The organism is Mesorhizobium sp. CA12 (assembly GCF_020165255.1).
GTDB lineage: Bacteria > Pseudomonadota > Alphaproteobacteria > Rhizobiales > Rhizobiaceae > Mesorhizobium.
Genome location: NZ_JAIUHT010000001.1, coordinates 454,899 through 470,230 on the forward strand (window position 1 = coordinate 454,899; position 15,332 = coordinate 470,230).

At 64.0% G+C, this 15,332-nt stretch carries 15 protein-coding genes; 10 read left to right on the forward strand and 5 right to left on the reverse strand.

All coding sequences use genetic code 11. The features are described from left to right. Positions 1–32: 32 nt before the first annotated feature. The 4 genes from LB520_RS02155 (at position 33) to recJ (ending at position 5,671) form a co-directional block, all read left to right on the forward strand. On the forward strand, positions 33–1,250 hold the full coding sequence (locus tag LB520_RS02155; protein WP_095765055.1) for an LL-diaminopimelate aminotransferase: 1,218 nt from the start codon (positions 33–35) through the stop codon (positions 1,248–1,250). 57 nt (positions 1,251–1,307) lie between these two features. Further along, entirely contained in the window at positions 1,308–2,621 is a 1,314-nt protein-coding gene (locus LB520_RS02160; protein WP_224636267.1) for a homoserine dehydrogenase, read from the forward strand. A gap of 142 nt (positions 2,622–2,763) precedes the next feature. Then, positions 2,764–3,747, forward strand: coding sequence for a class II fructose-bisphosphatase (gene glpX / locus LB520_RS02165; RefSeq protein WP_224543698.1), 984 nt, complete (start codon positions 2,764–2,766; stop codon positions 3,745–3,747). Between the two features lie 139 nt (positions 3,748–3,886). Beyond that, positions 3,887–5,671 carry a single-stranded-DNA-specific exonuclease RecJ gene (gene recJ, locus LB520_RS02170; RefSeq protein ID WP_224636268.1) on the forward strand — a complete coding sequence of 595 codons (1,785 nt, stop codon included), beginning with the start codon at positions 3,887–3,889 and terminating at the stop codon, positions 5,669–5,671. A 26-nt stretch (positions 5,672–5,697) separates the two neighbouring features. On the opposite strand, the gene LB520_RS02175 is transcribed toward recJ, so the two are convergent. The 3 genes from LB520_RS02175 to folE form a co-directional block, all read right to left on the reverse strand. Beyond that, positions 5,698–6,663 (reverse strand): patatin family protein, encoded by a 966-nt coding sequence (locus tag LB520_RS02175; RefSeq protein ID WP_140840548.1) that lies wholly within the window; start codon positions 6,661–6,663, stop codon positions 5,698–5,700. 84 nt (positions 6,664–6,747) lie between these two features. Beyond that, positions 6,748–7,206, reverse strand: coding sequence for a phosphoribosyl-AMP cyclohydrolase (hisI, locus tag LB520_RS02180; protein ID WP_224631820.1), 459 nt, complete (start codon positions 7,204–7,206; stop codon positions 6,748–6,750). Between the two features lie 43 nt (positions 7,207–7,249). Continuing rightward, positions 7,250–7,882, reverse strand: coding sequence for a GTP cyclohydrolase I FolE (gene folE / locus LB520_RS02185; RefSeq protein ID WP_095765060.1), 633 nt, complete (start codon positions 7,880–7,882; stop codon positions 7,250–7,252). 237 nt (positions 7,883–8,119) lie between these two features. On the opposite strand from folE, the gene LB520_RS02190 reads away from it, so the two are divergent. Then, the gene (locus LB520_RS02190) at positions 8,120–8,566 is read left to right on the forward strand and encodes an iron-sulfur cluster assembly scaffold protein (RefSeq protein WP_140627330.1); all 447 of its coding nucleotides are present in this window, start codon (positions 8,120–8,122) and stop codon (positions 8,564–8,566) included. Positions 8,567–8,575: 9 nt separating this feature from the next. Here LB520_RS02190 and LB520_RS02195 read toward each other — a convergent pair whose 3' ends face one another. Further along, on the reverse strand, positions 8,576–9,481 hold the full coding sequence (locus tag LB520_RS02195) for a LysR substrate-binding domain-containing protein (protein ID WP_224636533.1): 906 nt from the start codon (positions 9,479–9,481) through the stop codon (positions 8,576–8,578). Positions 9,482–9,573: 92 nt separating this feature from the next. Between LB520_RS02195 and LB520_RS02200 the strand changes: the two genes are divergently transcribed. The 5 genes from LB520_RS02200 (at position 9,574) to LB520_RS02220 (ending at position 14,302) form a co-directional block, all read left to right on the forward strand. Further along, entirely contained in the window at positions 9,574–9,735 is a 162-nt protein-coding gene (locus LB520_RS02200) for a hypothetical protein (protein ID WP_224636269.1), read from the forward strand. A 71-nt stretch (positions 9,736–9,806) separates the two neighbouring features. After that, positions 9,807–10,181: a membrane protein insertion efficiency factor YidD gene (yidD, locus tag LB520_RS02205; RefSeq protein ID WP_411969850.1), complete on the forward strand. Its 375-nt coding sequence runs from the start codon at positions 9,807–9,809 to the stop codon at positions 10,179–10,181. Positions 10,182–10,326: 145 nt separating this feature from the next. Continuing rightward, positions 10,327–11,139: a class D beta-lactamase gene (gene blaOXA / locus LB520_RS02210; protein ID WP_224636271.1), complete on the forward strand. Its 813-nt coding sequence runs from the start codon at positions 10,327–10,329 to the stop codon at positions 11,137–11,139. A 164-nt stretch (positions 11,140–11,303) separates the two neighbouring features. Then, complete coding sequence (gene thrS, locus LB520_RS02215) at positions 11,304–13,277, forward strand: threonine--tRNA ligase (protein ID WP_224636272.1); 1,974 nt, start codon at positions 11,304–11,306, stop codon at positions 13,275–13,277. Between the two features lie 83 nt (positions 13,278–13,360). Next, positions 13,361–14,302: a lysophospholipid acyltransferase family protein gene (locus LB520_RS02220; protein WP_224543704.1), complete on the forward strand. Its 942-nt coding sequence runs from the start codon at positions 13,361–13,363 to the stop codon at positions 14,300–14,302. Positions 14,303–14,311: 9 nt separating this feature from the next. On the opposite strand, the gene LB520_RS02225 is transcribed toward LB520_RS02220, so the two are convergent. Continuing rightward, complete coding sequence (locus LB520_RS02225; RefSeq protein WP_224636273.1) at positions 14,312–15,277, reverse strand: hypothetical protein; 966 nt, start codon at positions 15,275–15,277, stop codon at positions 14,312–14,314. Positions 15,278–15,332 lie beyond the last annotated feature (55 nt).

Consider the following 15,332-nt stretch of genomic DNA (forward strand, 5'->3'; position numbering starts at 1 on the left):
GCGCGCCGAAACTCTGATGGTCTGGAACTGAAATGGAAGAATTTCACAAGGTCCGCCGGCTTCCGCCTTACGTGTTCGAGCAGGTCAACCGGCTGAAGGCCAGCGCCCGTTCGCGCGGCGCCGACATCATCGACCTTGGCATGGGCAATCCGGACCTGCCGACGCCGAAAGCCATCGTCGACAAATTGTGCGAAGTCGTGCGCGATCCGCGCACGCATCGCTACTCCGCTTCGCGCGGCATTCCGGGCCTGCGCCGCGCCCAGGCCAATTATTATCAGCGCCGCTTCGGCGTGAAGCTCAACCCCGACACGCAAGTGGTGGCGACGCTGGGCTCGAAAGAGGGCTTCGCCAACATGGCGCAGGCGATCACCGCGCCCGGCGACGTGATCCTGTGTCCCAATCCGACCTATCCGATCCACGCCTTCGGCTTCATCATGTCGGGCGGGGTGATCCGCTCGCTGCAGGTCGAGCCCGATGACGGTTTCATCCCGGCGGTCGAGCGCGGCATCCGCCATTCGATCCCCAAGCCGCTGGCGCTGATCCTCAATTATCCGTCGAACCCGACGGCGCTTGTCGCCTCGCTCGATTTCTACAAGGACGTGGTGGCCTTCGCGAAGAAGAACGACATCATCATCCTGTCGGATCTCGCCTATTCGGAAATCTATTTCGACGGCAATCCGCCGCCGTCGGTGCTGCAGGTGCCGGGCGCGATGGATGTCTGCGTCGAGTTCACCTCGATGTCGAAGACCTTTTCCATGCCCGGGTGGCGCATGGGCTTCGCGGTCGGCAACGAGCGGCTGATTTCGGCGCTGACGCGGGTGAAGTCCTATCTCGACTATGGCGCGTTCACACCGATCCAAGTTGCGGCGGCGCATGCGCTGAACGGCGACGGCGCCGACATCGAGGAGGTGCGCGAGGTCTACCACAAGCGGCGCGACGTGATGGTCGATTCCTTCGGCCGCGCCGGCTGGACCATTCCCGCGCCGGCCGCGTCGATGTTCGCCTGGGCGCCGATCCCGGAGCCGTTCCGCCATCTCGGCTCGCTGGAATTCTCCAAGCTGCTCATCGAGCATGCGGATGTCGCGGTGGCGCCGGGCGTCGGCTTCGGCGAGCATGGCGACGACTATGTGCGCTTGGCGCTGGTCGAGAACGAGCACCGGATCCGCCAGGCCGCGCGCAACATCAAGAAGTTCCTCGCGACCACCGCCAAGCAGCCCAACAATGTGGTGCCTTTAGCCGCTCATCGTTGAGTTGCCTAACATTTTTTGCACCTGACATTTTTTGCAAGTTGAGGGGCGTCGCCGGTCATGGCTGAAGCATTGCGTGTTGGAATTGCCGGCCTTGGCACGGTGGGCGCCTCGGTGGCGCGCGTGCTGCGCGACAAGGCGGCCGAGCTTACCCGGCAGTGCGGTCGCGACATCGTTGTGACCGCCGTTTCGGCCCGCGATCCGAAACGCGACCGAGGCATTGATCTCAGCGTCGCCAAATGGTTCGACGATCCGGTCAAGCTGGCCGAAAAGGCCGATATCGACGTCTTCGTCGAGCTGATCGGCGGTGACGAGGGGCCGGCGCGGCTCTCGGTGAAAGCGGCGCTCGAGGCCGGGCGCCATGTCGTGACCGCCAACAAGGCGCTGCTTGCCAAGCATGGCGTGGCGCTTGCCGAGATCGCCGAGAAGAAGGGTGTGCTGCTCAACTACGAGGCGGCGGTGGCCGGCGGCATCCCGGTCATCAAGACGATGCGAGAGGCAATGGCGGGCAACGCGGTGACCCGCGTCTTCGGCATTCTCAACGGCACGTGCAACTACATCCTGACGCGCATGGAAGCCGAAGGCATCTCCTTCGACGTCTGCCTGAAGGACGCGCAGCGGCTGGGCTACGCCGAAGCCGATCCGACCTTCGACATCGAAGGCCATGACACGGCGCACAAATTGTCGATCCTGACCAGCCTTGCGTTTGGGACGAAGATCGCCGCCGGCGACATCTATATGGAAGGCATCGCCAACATCACCCAAGCCGACATCCGCGCGGCGGGCGATCTCGGCTACCGCATCAAGCTGCTCGGCGTCGCGCAGCGCACCGATAGCGGCATAGAGCAGCGTGTCCATCCGACCATGGTGCCGACGGCGTCGGTCATCGCGCAGGTGCATGGCGTCACAAACGCGGTGGCGATCGAGACCGATATTCTGGGCGAGCTCTTGCTCTCGGGTCCTGGCGCGGGCGGCAATGCCACCGCCTCGGCGGTCGTCGGCGACATCGCCGACATCGCCAAGAGCCGACCGGGCTTCCAGCATGGCCCGGTCTTCGGCTGGCCGGCGAAGGAATTGAAGCCTTACAAGAAAGCGCAGATGCGCAGCCATGCCGGCGGCTATTTCATCCGGTTGACCGTGCATGACCGCACGGGCGTCTTCGCGGCCATCGCCAAACGCATGGCCGACAACGACATCTCGCTGGAATCGATCGTCCAGCAGGCGGCCGGCGCGGAAACGCAGGCGCAGAAGACGGTCATCCTCGTTACCCACGAGACGACGGAAGCGGCGGTGCGCAAGGCCGTCGAAGGCATCACCAAGGACGGTCATCTGACCGACAAGCCGCAGGTGATCCGCATCGAGCGGGCGGAATAAACCAAGTCCGGTTTCGTCTTCAATCGATTGATTTTGCTGTCATTTCAAAAATTGACGGGGCAAGTCTTGCCGTTGTCATGGAGCTTTGTCAGAAGAAGCCCACCTCTGGCGGGAGGTTGAGTTTCACGAGGAATTTCTCTCCATGAACATAGCCCAGGACATCACCGCCGGTCTCGACCGGATCCTTACGATGGAAGTCGTGCGCGTAACTGAACGGGCCGCCGTCGCGGCGGCAAGGCTGCGCGGGCGCGGCGATGAGAAGGCTGCCGATCAGGTGGCGGTCGACGCCATGCGCCAGGAGCTCAACCGGCTGGCCATCAAAGGCACGGTGGTGATCGGCGAGGGCGAGCGCGACGAGGCGCCAATGCTCTATATCGGCGAGGAGGTCGGCACCGGCAAGGGTCCGGCCGTCGACATCGCGCTCGATCCGCTCGAGGGCACGACGATCTGCGCCAAGAACCTGCCCAACGCGCTTGCCGTAATCGCGATTGCGGAAAAGGGCAGCCTGCTGTTCGCGCCCGATGTCTATATGGACAAGATCGCCATCGGCCCCGGCTATCCCGAAGGTCTGATCGACATCGACGCCTCGCCGGCCGAAAACCTCGCCAATCTGGCCAAAGCCAAGGGCGTGGGCGTCTCCGATATCACCGCCTGCATCCTCGACCGGCCGCGTCACGCCAAGCTGATCGACGCCGTGCGCGCCACGGGTGCGGCGATCCGGCTGATCGGCGACGGCGATGTCGCGGGCGTCATCCACACCACCGATCCGGACGAGACCGGCATCGACATCTATCTCGGCACCGGCGGCGCGCCGGAGGGCGTGCTGGCGGCGGCCGCACTTCGCTGCACCGGCGGGCAGATGCAGGGCCGGCTGATCCTCGACACGCCGGAGAAGGTGGCGCGCGCGCACCAAATGGGCATTTCCGACCCAAAGCGGATCTATCGCGCCCAGGACATGGCGCGGGGCGACGTGCTGTTCGCGGCGACCGGCGTCACCGACGGCAATTTGCTCGACGGGGTGAAGTTCGGCCGCACCTTCATCACCACGCACACCATCGTGCTGCGCTCGTCCTCGCGCACCGTGCGCGAGATCAAGGCGCGTCACCAGGATCTGGATAAGTTCTGATTTGCCTTCGTCCGGGCGCTTTGCCGCAATTCGAGGAAAAACGTTCCACACCTTTCCCTGCATTGCCCGCTTCCCCGCAATTGCTCCGGCCGTCGCATGTTGATATCTGCGCAATGATGATGTGCAGACGGCGCGTCGCATGACGGGCGAGAAACGGTTCTTCCTCGATGTCAGGCAGTCGGCGACCGGTGTTTCGTGGGAACACCGGCTGACCGAGCGCCAGGACATGGCCGCCTTGGCCATGGCGCAGGGCCATGGCGTGCCCGACATCGTGGCGCGGGTGCTTGCCGGGCGCGGCGTCAGCGTGGAGCAGACCGCGCGCTTCCTCGATCCGACCATTCGCGAGCTTCTGCCGAATCCAGCATCGCTGACCGATATGGAGAAAGCGGCGGCGAGGCTGGCCGATGCGGTCGTCGCCCACGAAAAAGTGGCGATCTTCGGCGATTATGATGTCGACGGCGCGGCCTCGTCGGCGCTCATCAAACGCTTTCTCACGCATTTTTCGGTGCCGTCCGAAATCTACATCCCGGACCGCATCTTCGAAGGCTACGGGCCCAATCCGGAAGCGATGCGGGACTTGATCTCGCGCGGCGCGAAGCTGATCGTCACCGTCGACTGCGGCACTAACAGCGCGACCTCGATCGACGCGGCCAGGCAAGCCGGCGCCGATGTCGTGGTGCTCGATCATCACCAGGTCGGCGGCCCGTTGCCGGCGGCGGACGCCGTGGTCAATCCCAATCGCGAGGACGACCTGTCGGGGCAGGGACATCTGTGCGCGGCCGGCGTCGTCTTCCTGTGCCTGGTGCAGACGGCCAAAGTGCTGCGCGCGAGGCTGCCGGACGCCGCGCCGGTCGATCTGCTTTCGATGCTCGATCTGGTGGCGCTGGCGACGGTCTGCGACGTGGTCCCGCTCACCGGCGTCAACCGGGCCTTCGTCGTCAAGGGGCTGCAGGTGTTGCGCCAACAGAAGAATGAGGGGCTGGCGGCGCTGGCGCGGGTCTCGCGCATCGGCGAGCCGATCAACACCTTCCATCTGTCATTCCTGATCGGCCCGCGCATCAATGCCGGCGGCCGCATCGGCGATGCCGCGCTCGGCAGCCGGCTTCTGGCCACCGACGATCCCGTCGAGGCGGCAGGCATTGCCGAGACGCTGGACCGGCTGAACCAGGAACGGCAGCAGATGGAGCAGGAGATGCTGGCGCAGGCGCGCGCCGAGGCCGATGCGGAACTTGCGGGCGGCAACGGCCCGGCAGTCATCGTCACCGCCAGCAACAGCTGGCATCCGGGCATCGTCGGGCTGATCGCTTCGCGGCTCAAGGATCATGCGCGCCGGCCGGCCTTCGCCATCGCCTTCAATTCGACCGGCATCGGCACTGGCTCCGGCCGTTCGGTGACCGGCTTCGATCTCGGCCGGCTGGTGCGCGAGGCTGCCGAGGCCGGGCTGATCGTCAAGGGCGGCGGCCACGCGATGGCCGCCGGCATCACTGTCGAGCGCGCCAAGCTCGGCGAACTGCGCGCCTTTTTTGAGGAGCGCGCCGCGGCCGACGTGTTTCGCCTGCAGAACGAGGAAAGCCTGGCGATCGACGGCGCCTTGGCCGCCGAGGGCGCCACGATCGCGCTGCTCGACGCGCTGGAGAAAGCCGGGCCGTTCGGGGCCGGGCACATCGCGCCGGTGTTCGTGCTGCCGCGCCATCGGCTGGCCGACGTGCGCGCGATCGGCACCAACCACATCCGCGTGGATCTGCAGTCGCAAAGCGGCGGCAACATCCAAGCCATAGCGTTCCGTGCGGTCGACACCGCGCTCGGCGAATTCCTGTTTAAGAACAGGGGCAGGACCGTGCATATCGCCGGTTCATTGTCGGGCAATTACTGGAACGGCAACCGCATGGTGCAGTTCCGCATCAGCGATGCGGCACTCGCCTGAATCTCAACACAACTCAAGGATTGCGATCAGACCAGGACGGACTGCAGCCGGGTCAGTTCGTTGATCTGGGACTTCGTCGCTTGATAGCCGAGGCTGATCGCCTCGTCGGCGCGATGGAATTCCGTCAGGCCGATATGGCTGAGTTTGGGCTGCAGCGACATGTCCGGCGGATCGCCGGCAAGCCTGGCGCGCGAAATCCGGTCCTGAATGATGTTGAAAGCCTCGACCATCACGCCGGTGATGCCAAGGCGGGTATGATGGGCCTGATGCTCGGGCTGGCCGAGTCTCGGCGCGTCATTCTCCACGACCAGTTCGCCGGCGCTGTGCTTTATCACGGCGGCGCGGCCGAACAGGTCGTAGTGCAGGTTGACGGCGACCACGAGCGGCTGCTCATAGGCGCGGCAGACCGACACAGGCACCGGATTGACCAGCGCGCCGTCGACCAGAATGCGGCCGTTGCAGTTCACCGGCTCGAAAACGCCCGGCAGCGCGTAGGAGGCGCGCATGGCGGTGATCAGCGAGCCATTCGACAGCCAGATCTCATGGCCGGTGCGAATTTCCGAAGTGACGGCAACAAAGGGCTTCGACAAGTTCTCGAAGCGGACGCCGGCCAGATGCTCGCGCAGCCGCGCATCGAGCTTCATGCCGCCGAACAGGCCGCTGCCGCGCAGATTGAGATCAAGAAGGCCGAAGATGCGCCGCTTGGTCAGGCTTCGGGCAAACTCCTCCAGCTCGTCCAGCTTGCCGGCAAGGTAGCAGCCGCCGACCAGCGCGCCGATCGAGGTGCCGGCAATCATCGATACTTCGATGCCGGCCTCGTCGAGCGCGCGCAGCACACCGATATGGGCCCAGCCCCTGGCGCAACCGCCGCCGAGCGCCAGCGAAATGCCGATTTTCTTCTGAGAGGTCGGGTCAGACGCGCCGCCGGACGATGCGGGGCCGTTGGCCTCCCGAACGTCAGGTCTGCTGCGCAATGACGCCCATTCGAGCATCATGATCTCCCTTGTCCCGTATCCCTTCTATCGCAAGGATATTTGAGAATAGTGAATCTGAGTGGTTTGTGAATATTGAATGGTTCACACCGGCTTCCGATACGTTTGGTCCGCATCGAACAGCGGCCTGCTGCCGTCGCCGGCAAGCGTCGCCTTGCCGTCATTCAGCCCCACCGTCCGATAAAAGCAGGAACGCCGTCCGGTGTGACAGGTTGCGTCGTGGCCCAACACTTTAACGCGCAACCATATCGCGTCTTGGTCACAATCCGTGCGCATCTCGACGACCTGCTGGAAATTGCCCGAGGTTTCGCCCTTCTTCCACAGCGCGTTGCGCGAGCGCGACCAGTAATGGGCAATGCCGGTCTCCAGCGTCAGCGCCAGCGCCTCGGCATTCATATGCGCGACCATCAACAGCATGCCGTCGCCGGCATCGGTGACGACGACGGTGACGAGGCCGGCCGCATCGAAGCGCGGAGAAAGGACGGAGCCTTCCTCCAGCGATTTCTTATCGGATGGGGCTTTGGGGAATTGCAGTGCCGACATCGCCGGTAGATCTTTCTTTCTAGTGGCCGGCGATGGCCGGCGATCAGCCGCCGGCGCGCACCATGGTGACGAAGCGGACCTGCTCCTCCGGCGTGTCCTTGAAGACGCCGGTGAAGGTGGAGGTCAACGTGGTCGAATCCTGCTTGCGGATGCCGCGCATGGCCATGCACATATGCTCGGCCTCGAGCATGACGGCGACGCCGCGCGGGTTGAGCACGTCCTGGATGACGCCTGCGATCTGCGCGGTCATGGCCTCCTGCGTCTGCAGGCGGTGCGCGAAGATGTCGACGACGCGCGCAATCTTCGACAGGCCGACGACCTTGCCGTCAGGCAGATAGCCGACATGCGCCTTGCCGATAATCGGCACCATGTGATGCTCGCAATGCGAATGGAATTTTATGTTCCTGACGATGACGAGATCGTCATAGCCGGCGACTTCCTCGAAGGTGCGGCCAAGCTCGTCGGCCGGGCACATGTCATAGCCGTTGAACATTTCGCGGAAGGCTTTGGTGACGCGCTTGGGCGTGTCGATCAGGCCTTCGCGGTCCGGATTGTCGCCGGTCCAACGCAAAAGCGTGCGCACGGCGGCCTCGACCTCGGCTTCGCTCGGCCGGTCGGTGACGGGCTTTTCCAAATATTCGGACGGGGGCATGATTTTCTTGATGACGGCATCCATAAAGGCGTCTCCCGTAGTCCCACTCAAAGGTGGAACGAGTTGAACGGACCACGACCTTTTGGGTGAAAATCGCCCATTTCCATCCCGCAAGCGGCGTGAACAGATGAGCAGGGACAACGGCTTTTTCGTCGCCTTGTCGATGCCCGACTGCGACCATTATATATGGTTCGAGCGGCGCGAAAGGAAGACGCGAGAGCGGCAAAGCCTGTTCGCTTGGCGCCGACGGATTGGAAAAATATGATCGACGACGTCTACAATGCGAAAATTCTCGGTTTCGCCGGGAATATAGGGCGGATCGGCCGGCTCGACGATGCCGACGCGACGGCCAGGGCGCATTCCAAATTGTGCGGCTCGACCGTCACCGTCGACCTCAAAATGGACGGCGACGTGGTGACCGATTTCGCCCATGACGTGAAGGCCTGCGCGCTCGGCCAGGCCTCGTCCTCGATCATGGCCCAGCATGTGGTCGGCGCCAGCGCCGACGAATTGCGCGCCGTGCGCGAAACCATGCTGAAGATGCTGAAGGAGAACGGCGCGCCGCCGGAAGGCCGTTTCGCCGACCTCAAATATCTGGAGCCGGTGCGCGACTACAAGGCGCGCCATGCCTCGACCATGCTGACCTTCGACGCGGTGGTCGACGCGATCGGCCAGATCGAGAAGAAGCGCGCCGAACAGGCGGCTTGAGCGCAGCGGTCAGGCCGCTTCCCTGGTCACGGCGAATTCGCTTCGTATCCAGTCGGCAAATGCCTTGGCGGGTTCCGGCAGATTCCGCAGGCTCCTGGCCACCAGCCAGTAGGCGCCGGAAGCCACATCGATATCGAACGGCTTGATCAAAGTGCCTGACGCAAGGTCCTCGCCGATCTGCAAGAGATCGCCGAGCGCCACGCCATGTCCGAGCAGCGCGGCCTGTTTCGACAGCGAGATGTCGGCCAGCATCGGGCCACGCGCGGGCACTGCGTCGGCGGGCACACCGGCGGCCTGGAACCAGCGCGCCCAACCCTGGCGGTTTTCCTCATGCAGCAGCGTGTAATGGCGAAGGTCGATCGGCCTTTCCAGCGGAGGGCCGGAGGCGAGCAGCGCCGGCGACAGGACCGGTGAATCGACAGTCGAGGCCAGGCGCTCGGCCTCGGCACGCGGCCATGACGTGGCGTGGGCGCTGAAACGCAAGGCGAGCTCGGGCTGATCGCTGCGGAACTCGATCAGGCGCGGATCGACCTCTAGCGACACATCGATATCGGGCCGCAATTGGCGGAAGCGATTGAGCCGCGGCACCAGCCATACGGCGGCAAGCGACGGTTCGACGCTGACGCGGACAATCGCCTGCGCGGGCGAGGCCGTAAGCTCCGAAAGCACGCGATCGATGTCGTCGAAGCTTCTGACCAATCGGTCGAGTAGCAGATGTCCCGCATCCGTCAGCTCGACGCGGCGATGGAGGCGCAGAAACAGCGGTCTGCCCAAAAAGGTCTCGAGCTCGCGTATCTGCCGGCTGATCGCGGCCTGCGAGACGTAAAGCTCCTCGGCCGCACGGCTGAAGCTCAAATGCCGGCCGGCAGATTCGAAACTCCTGAGAGCCGTCAGCGGCAGCCGCCCTCGCTTCAATTGCATAACCTCAGGTTATCCGAAGCGGAAATTATACTCGTTTGAGAGGGAAGGCCAGTGGCAGTCTAATCGGTGCTCAAAGGAGCACTGCCATGAATCAGTTCCTGGCCATTCTGAGCGACGTCATGCTGATCGCGACGTTTCAGTGGCGCGACACGAGCCGGCACCCCGGCTGGTGCGAGGAAAGGTCCGGCAGTTCCACGCGCCATGCGCCAGTGGCCGACCGGCATCCTGTCCGTCGCCGCAGGCCATGAGGAGAAAGGGCGTTGCGTTCGAGGTCGGAAGGACACATCTATCGCGTAGCAAAACAACCGCGGAGATGCGGGTGGGCGACCATCCCGGACATACGCATGATGGCCGGCCAATGCAGCGCGGGCGCAACTGGCCGGGGCCTTGGCGCAAGACGCCCGGGCGCATCCTGGGGACCTCGCTCGTGCGCCTCTACCAGCTGACGCTGTCCGGCTTTGTCGGCAACAGCTGCCGGCATCTGCCGACCTGCTCCGAATATGCGCATGAGGCGATTGCCCGCCATGGCCTGTGGGCGGGCGGCTGGATGGGACTGTTCCGGGTGCTGCGCTGCGGGCCGTTTGGGACGCATGGCATCGACAGCGTGCCGGAGGTGCTTGCCCAGCGCTATGTCTGGTTCATGCCCTGGCGCTATTGGCGGATCGGCAAAAGGCACAGCGAGCCCGAAATCTGATCGCTTCGCCGTCCCGCGCGATGCGGATTTTAACGGTCCGGTAGGGTTAACGCGAAGCTGCACGAACACTGCGAATTTGAGACAAAATCGAGACAAGTCGCCTCGCTAAGCCGCTCCTGTAATCTCATTCCGGAGTGACTTCGCCATGCGCCAGATGGACCGCTATCCTTTCATTTTCGCCATCGTCCTTTTCCTGCTGGCCTGGATGCTGGGCTTGCCGGTGCGGGCGCAATCGGCGCCGCTCGGCGACATCCACTGCACGCTGATCCAGGACCAGCAAAGCGGCGCAACACTTTACCAGGACGGCGTCTGCGAGCAGCGCGTCAGCCCGGCGTCTACCTTCAAGGTGCCCCTGGCGCTGATCGGCTACGATGCCGGCATCCTGAGCGACGAGCATACGCCGAACTGGGAGTACAAGCCGGAGTTCAAGGCGGCGAAGCGCGACCAAAAGACCGTCGATCCGACGATCTGGGAGCGCGATTCCATCGTCTGGTATTCGCGCGAGATCACGCGGCGTCTCGGCGCCGAGAAGTTCGCCGGTTATGTGGCGAAATTCGGCTATGGCAACAAGGACGTCTCGGGCGATGCCGGCAAGGACAACGGGCTGACGCAATCCTGGATCAATTCCTCGCTTGAAATATCGCCGGTCGAGCAGACGGCGTTTCTGCGCCAGCTGCTCGCCGGCAAGATGCCAGTGTCGGCGAAGGCGCATGAGATGACCAGAGCGATCCTGCCGACCTTCGCGGCAGGGGACTGGACGGTGCAAGGCAAGACGGGAAGCACCAGGCTCGGCCAGGACGGCAAGCGCTCGCTCGGCTGGTTCGTCGGCTGGGCCGAGAAGGACGGCCGTCGCATCGTCTTTGCAAAATTGGTCGTCGATGCCAAGCGTACCGGAGAGCCGAAGGGTCTCGCGACGCGGGCGGCGTTCCTGAAGGATTTGCCCGACCTCATCAAATAGAACAGCCTATCAAATAGATGGCTGGCGGCTTTACGGCGGCGGAAACTCCTCATAAAAGACTGCCGCGCCGGACGCCTCCGGCTAACCCTCTGCAAGCCGCACGCATCCTGCGACATGCATTTCACCACCCGCGCTCGTTTGCGGGACTGGATAGGAGAATCCTGATGCCGAATTCCGTTTCCCTGACCTTTCCCGATGGTTCGGTCCGCGAGTACGACGCGGCGGTGACCGGCGCCGGTCTTGCCGAATCGATCTCCAAGTCGCTGGCCAAGAAGGCTGTGGCCTATAGCCTCGACGGCATCGTTCGCGATCTTTCCGATCCGCTCGGCACGTCCGGCAAGGTCGAGATCATCACCCGCGAGGATCCGCGCGCGCTGGAGCTCATCCGCCATGATGCCGCGCATGTGCTGGCAGAGGCCGTGCAGGAGCTGTGGCCGGGAACGCAGGTGACGATCGGTCCGGTCATCGAGAACGGGTTCTATTACGACTTTGCCAGGAACGAGCCGTTCACGCCGGACGATTTTCCGGTGATCGAAAAGAAGATGCGCGAGATCATCCAGCGCAACAAGCCGTTCACCAAGGAAGTGTGGTCGCGCGAGAAGGCGAAGAAGGTCTTCGCCGAGAAGGGCGAGCGCTACAAGCTCGAACTGATCGACGCGATTCCAGAGGACCAGGACCTCAAGATCTACGCTCAGGGCGACTGGTTCGACCTGTGCCGCGGTCCGCACATGGCTTCGACCGGGCAGATCGGCAATGCCTTCAAGCTCATGAAGGTGGCGGGCGCCTATTGGCGCGGCGACTCGAACAATCCGATGCTGACGCGCATCTACGGCACAGCCTTTGCCGACCAGGCGCAGCTCGATGCCTACCAGACCCTGCTGGAAGAGGCCGAGAAGCGCGACCACCGCAAGCTCGGCCGCGAGATGGACCTGTTCCATTTCCAGGAAGAGGGTCCGGGCGTCGTCTTCTGGCACGCCAAAGGCTGGAAGATGGTGCAGAACCTGATCAACTACATGCGCCGCCGCCTCGACGAGCACGGCTATCAGGAAGTCAACGCGCCGCAGGTGCTGGACAAGAGCCTGTGGGAGACGTCGGGACACTGGGGCTGGTATCGCGATGCGATGTTCAAGGTCACGGTCGCCGGCGACGACACCGACGATGACCGCGTCTTCGCGCTGAAGCCGATGAACTGTCCGGGCCATGTGCAGATCTTCAAGCACGGGTTGAAGTCATACCGCGAACTGCCCGTAAAGCTTGCGGAGTTCGGCAATGTGCATCGCTACGAGCCGTCGGGCGCGCTGCACGGGCTGATGCGCGTGCGCGGCTTCACGCAGGACGATGCGCATATCTTCTGCACCGAGGAGCAGCTCGCGGCCGAATGCCTGCGCATCAACGATTTGATCCTGTCGACCTATGCCGATTTCGGCTTCGAGGAGGTCAGCGTGAAGCTGTCGACCCGGCCGGACAAGCGCGTCGGCACCGGCGAGGCCTGGGACCATGCCGAGGCGATCATGAGCAACGTGCTGGAGACGATCCGCACGCGCTCCGGCAACCGCATCAAGACCTCGATCAATCCGGGCGAGGGCGCGTTCTACGGGCCGAAGTTCGAATATGTGCTGAAGGACGCCATCGGCCGCGAATGGCAATGCGGCACCACGCAGGTCGACTTCAACCTGCCGGAGCGCTTCGGCGCCTTCTATATCGGCTCGGATTCGGAGAAGAAGCAGCCGGTGATGGTCCATCGCGCCGTCTGCGGCTCGATGGAGCGCTTCCTCGGCATCCTGATCGAGAACTATTCCGGCCATTTCCCGCTGTGGTTCGCACCGCTGCAGGTGGTGGTGGCGACGATCACCTCGGATGCGGACGAGTACGCCTTGAATGTGGTCGAGCGGCTGAAGACCGCGGGGCTACTCGCCGAAGCCGACCTGCGCAACGAGAAGATCAACTACAAGGTGCGCGAGCATTCGCTCGCCAAGGTGCCGGTCATCCTCGTCTGCGGCAGGCGCGAGGCGGAAGAGGAAACCGTCAATGTCCGCCGGCTTGGCTCCCGCGACCAGGAATCGCTGAAGCTCGACGACGCGGTGAAGCAGCTTTCCGACGAGGCGGTCTCGCCCGACCGCAAGCGTCGCGCAGCCTGACTTACCAGCGCTTCCTTGAATGGCGGTGGCGTGTCCACCGCCGTTTTCATATGCCTGTCACGCCAGCCTTGTAACGAGCCGCCATGCTCAAGTTGAAACTGCGGGAAAGACGGTTTCCCGAGCTTTCCTACGCCAACCCGCATCAACCGGTGCTGACGCGCTGGTTCATCCATTCGGTCGAGGGCCTGTCGGGGCGCGACCGCTTCGCCGTGCTCTACGATTTCTGGCGTCGCCAGGTTGTGCCGACAGGCGACCGCGTATTCAGCCGCATGCTGGAATTGATCGACGTCAAGGTCCGCAACGCTGTGCAATGGCCGCCGCCAGCGCTGCCGGACACGCCGCTGGTCATCGTCGCAAACCATCCCTTCGGCATCGGCGACGGCATTGCGGTGCTGTCGCTGGCCGAGCAGCTCGGCCGGCCGTTCCGGGTCATGATCCACAAGGATCTGCTCAGGATCCGCGAGATGGAGCCCTATTCGCTGCCGATCGATTTTTCCGAGACCAAGGAAGCGTTGAAGAACAACATGGCGGTGCGCCATGAAGCGGTGCGGCTGTTGAAGGAAGGCGTCACCATCGTCGTGTTCCCGGCCGGCGGCGTCGCCACGGCGCCGAAGGGTTTCGGCCGCGCCATCGACCTGCCGTGGAAGATGTTCCCGGCCAAGCTCGTCCAGGACGCCAAGGCCTCGGTCATCCCGATGCATTTCTCCGGCCAGAACGGCCGCCTATTCCATCTCGTCAGCGGCCCGATGAATATGGCCGAGCGCGACAACCGCGTGGCGAAATTCATCGGCAAGGCGTCGCTGACGCTGCGCACCTCCTTGCTTATCCGCGAATTCGCGCGACTGTCCGGCAAGGCGATTGAGGTGCGCATCGGCGACGTGCTGAGATGGAGCGACCTCGAGCCGCTGCGCGACCGCAAGGCGCTGCTCGATCGCCTGTATCGCGCGGTCTTCGATCTGGCCACGCCTTCCGCGCAGCGTGGCCGCGTGCCGTTCCTGCCGAAGCGGATGCGCAAGGCAGCCTGATCAGCCCGATCAGTCCGCGCCTTCCTCGGGGTCGATGGCTGAGGATTCGTTGGCCACGACCTCGATTTCCTGGTTCTGGCCGGCAACGACCGTGAAATCCTTCTGGTAGATACGGTCGCGGTTCTTGGCGATGATGGTGTATTGGCCTTCGGCCAGCACCATCGAGGCGAAGGCGCCGACCGCTTCCTTGATCGGATCGCCGCTCTCGTTGAGCAGCGACCAGGACGTGTCGGCGATGGCCTCGCCGCCGGGCTCGCGCACCAGCTTCATTGTCATCTCGGCAGCGCGGTGCTCGACGGTCGCCTCCGTCAGCTTGCCGGCCTCGACGCGGATGTCGGAGCGGATCACGGCGTTGACCGCGCCATAGGTGGAGACGACATGGTAGGTGCCGGCGTTCAGCCGCACAACGGTGTTCGGCGCGACGTCGGGGGCGATCAGCGCCCGGTCGCCATTGGCCGCGGCCTGGCCTTCATAGATCGAGAAGCGCAATTTCTTCGGCGGGATGGGCGCGCCGCCCGACGTCACCGCGTCGAGCTTCAGGCCGCCGGCGTCGAGCACAAGGCTTTCGCGCTTTGCCTCCTTGCCGACCGTGATGCGTTTGGTGGCGCCGGCGCGTCCGTAGGAGGCATGGACAAGATAGCTGCCGGGGTCGAGCTGGAACACGGCTGTGCCGCCATGGGCGGATGCTACCATCGGCAGTTTGCCATCACTGGCGGGCTGCGGCCTGAAAACCCGCCAGACGATGCCGCGGGTGATGTCGGCGCCCTTGTCGGTCAACTGCGCCGACAGCGTGATGGCGCCGCCGTTGCCAAGCGCCAGCGGCGTCCCGGCCTTCGGCGTTGCGTAGCTCGAAATGCCTGGAAGCTTGATGTCGCCGATGTCGTTGGCGTCCTGGGCCAGCGCGAAGGAAACCGGCACCGCGAACAACGCAGCGACGAGTGCGATCACGAAAAGGCGCAAGATCCCCTCAAACATGCCTTGCGTTGAAGCCCAAGGCGGTGGCAATTTCAAGGCCTAGAAGCGCGCCGCC